This is a genomic window from Leclercia sp. Marseille-Q4284, from assembly GCF_916618945.1.
Lineage (GTDB): Bacteria > Pseudomonadota > Gammaproteobacteria > Enterobacterales > Enterobacteriaceae > Enterobacter > Enterobacter tamurae.
The window spans coordinates 1-2,990 of the sequence record NZ_CAKAKG010000007.1; the positions used below are offsets into that span (position 1 = coordinate 1).

At 53.3% G+C, this 2,990-nt stretch carries 2 protein-coding genes and 1 pseudogene; all 3 read left to right on the forward strand.

The window, feature by feature from the left end:
* The coding region (locus LG383_RS22945) for a VENN motif pre-toxin domain-containing protein (RefSeq protein WP_304608148.1) at nucleotides 1-2,000 on the forward strand (2,000 nt) is incomplete at its 5' end.
* A 2-nt stretch (nucleotides 2,001-2,002) separates the two neighbouring features.
* Entirely contained in the window at nucleotides 2,003-2,545 is a 543-nt protein-coding gene (locus LG383_RS22920; protein WP_225760298.1) for an immunity 42 family protein, read from the forward strand.
* Between the two features lie 122 nt (nucleotides 2,546-2,667).
* Nucleotides 2,668-2,990, forward strand: a pseudogene (locus LG383_RS22925) (hypothetical protein); the annotation flags it as partial.

The following is a 2,990-nucleotide window of genomic DNA, read 5'->3' on the forward strand; positions in this document are numbered from 1 at the left end:
TGACGATAACCAGCCTGCAGGACAGCGACCACTACGACAGCAGGCAGCACAGCGTCAGCGGCGGCGTGGGGTACACCTTCGGCGCGGGCGGATTCTCCGGCAGCATCAGCGCCAGCCGGGACAAAATGTCCAGCGACTACGACTCGGTGCAGGAGCAGAGCGGGATTTTTGCCGGTAAGGGCGGCTTTGACGTGACCGTGGGCAACCACACTCAGCTCGACGGCGGGGTGATCGCCTCGACGGCGGAGGCGGGCAGGAACCGCCTCGACACCGGCACGCTGGGCTTCAGCGATATCCACAACCGGGCAGAGTTCAAAACCGAACATCAGGGAGCCGGGCTCAGCTCCGGGGGCAGCATTGGCAGCCAGTTTGCCGGGAACATGGCGAACGGCCTGCTGGCCGGGGGCGGCAACAGCGGTGATGCAGAGGGCACCACCCGGGCGGCGGTGAGCGAAGGGACACTGACCATACGTGATACGGCGAACCAGCAGCAGGATGTGGCGAACCTGAGCCGGGATACGGCGCATGCGAACGGCAGCATCAGCCCGATATTCGACAAGGAGAAGGAGCAGCGACGTCTCCAGGAAGTGCAGCTGATTGGTGAGATTGGCAGCCAGGCCATGGATATCGCCCGGACGCAGGGAGAGCTGGCCGGGCGGGCAGCAGCGAAAGATCCGCAGGCACTGGAGGAGGCCCGTCAGCAGCTGATCACGGAAGGGGTGCCGGTGACGGATAAAGCCGTGGCAGACCGGGCCTACGGGAACGCGATGGCGCAGTACGGCACGGGCAGCACTCTGCAGCGGGGTATCCAGGCGGCGACGGCCGCGCTGCAGGGGCTGGCAGGCGGGAATATGGCCGGGGCGCTGGCAGGTGCCGCGGCTCCGGAGCTGGCGTATGCCATCGGTCATAAGTCGGGTCTCAGTGAGGATGACGTCGCGGGCAAAGCCATTGCCCACGCCATTCTGGGAGGCGCGGTAGCAGCCCTGCAGGGGAACAGTGCGGTGGCAGGAGCCGCAGGCGCGGCAGCGGGCGAACTTGCGGCGAAAGCCATCGCGGGCGTGCTGTATCCGGACGTGAAAGATCTGTCGAAACTGACGGAAGAGCAGAAGCAGACGGTCAGCGCCCTGGCCACGATTTCGGCGGGGATGGCGGGTGGTCTTGCAGGTGACAGCACGGCAGGTGCAGCAGCGGGTGCGGGAGCCGGGAAGAATGCGGCTGAGAATAATGCGCTGAGTGTCGCTCAGAACCAGGACCGCATTAAAGAGCTATCTCAGTGTCAGGATAATTCGGGCTGTAAAGCCGATGTTACTGAGAAGTACAAGCAACTGAATGCTAAGCAGCATCAAAGTGTTGTTGAATGTAAAGGCGCACAGGACTGTGTTAATAAGGCTAATGAGGCTGGCGGTCTGCAGACGGCATACGCAAATCGTCTTGGAGAGCTTGGTGATAAACTTCACAACACAGGTAGTCTGACAACAGAAGAGAAGCAGGAATGGGGTTATCTTCAGGGAGTGCTGCCGCAGCTTGAAGCAGACAGAAATGCAGCAATCCATAATGCGTTAATGTCTGGGGATTCGTGGGAGGCGAAGCAGCTTGCGATCAACTCTTTAGCCCAGACAATAGGAACAAGTGCAGCTGGGATAGCAGCAGGTATTGGGAAAGGAGGAAAAGGTAGTTCGTTACCTACACCTACAACCACTCCGGCAGCGAATGGTCTGAACTACCAGTCAAACCCGAAACATACCCCTGGGCAGCAAGGTTATAGCTTCAATGCTGGGACGGAACCTAAGAACTCTATCGAGCTATTTGGCGCGTCAGTTGCTAGTGGAAAAAAAAGGTATTCAATTGATAGTGAAGGAAATGTTCATCAATTTACCAATACAAATGATGGAACATGGCACTGGTCTGGTAGCACAGGAGATAAAACAGTTCCATTGAAAAAAAGCGATATCCCAAATAGTGTTAAAAAAGAGTTTGGCTTACCTGGGAAGTGGAGATAATCATGATATTTGGTAATCCGTATCATTTTGCTATTTGGACAGAACTTGTCCCTCAGTGGAGTGAGTCATATAAGAATGGGCTTTTCCATTTAATTATAAATGGAAATTTGTATCCTGATGATATCAGGACATCAACACTATCCACTGATCTCTATGAGATTACTGATAGCGATTGTGCTTTGATATCACAACCTCAAAATAATGAGATTTTTTATTTATCTACAGAAATTGCTTTTAAGCGGTTGTATAACTTGGCTTATCCTGAACCTTCTGAGCAAGATGAGTATCCTGAACAAATACTTGACTATTGCATTACATCTTCGAATATCAGTAGTCGTGGTGGATGTTTTTTTGCCGTTTCAGACGACATATCATTGAGGATTATTGGTGGGATAATACAACACCTTGTGAAGGATGAAAGTGAAGATAAAAATGTATGGGAGTATATTAAAAAACCATTGCTACAAGATATCACCATATTAAAGAATGATTTAAATGAAATTATGATGAATGTAAGAAAGTACACAGACTCTCTTTTAAAGTAAATCATGAAATAGTTATAACGGCTACGTCTTATTTATAATTAAAGGCTCTTTAACAATATCTGGTGAAATAGAAAGCGGGGAGTAAAACTGCGTATTGAGACGTTGGATGCGTTGGATCCAGCGGAGCAAATATCATCGCGCAGAAGGATATCAGCCTGACCGGTGACAGCGTGGCGATTGAGCCGGGCCACGACAAACGCACCCGCGATGAGAAGTATGAGCAGAAGAGCAGCGCCCTGAAGGGGACACAGGCGGCGCTCTCCGGCGTGCAGGCCGGGCAGGCGGTGGCGCTGGACCAGGCGAGAGGAACTTCTGACCGCGGTAACACCAACACCGTAGGTATCAGCGCGTCGCTGGGTTCGCAGTCGTCTAAATCCTCATCGCATATGCAGAGTGAGACCACCACGGGCAGCACCCTCAACGCGGGCAGCAACGTCACCCTCAG

Bases quoted from the DNA above. Each gene is read 5' to 3' on its own strand.
- LG383_RS22920 (WP_225760298.1), top strand. From the start codon at position 2,003: ATGATATTTGGTAATCCGTATCATTTTGCTATTTGGACAGAACTTGTC.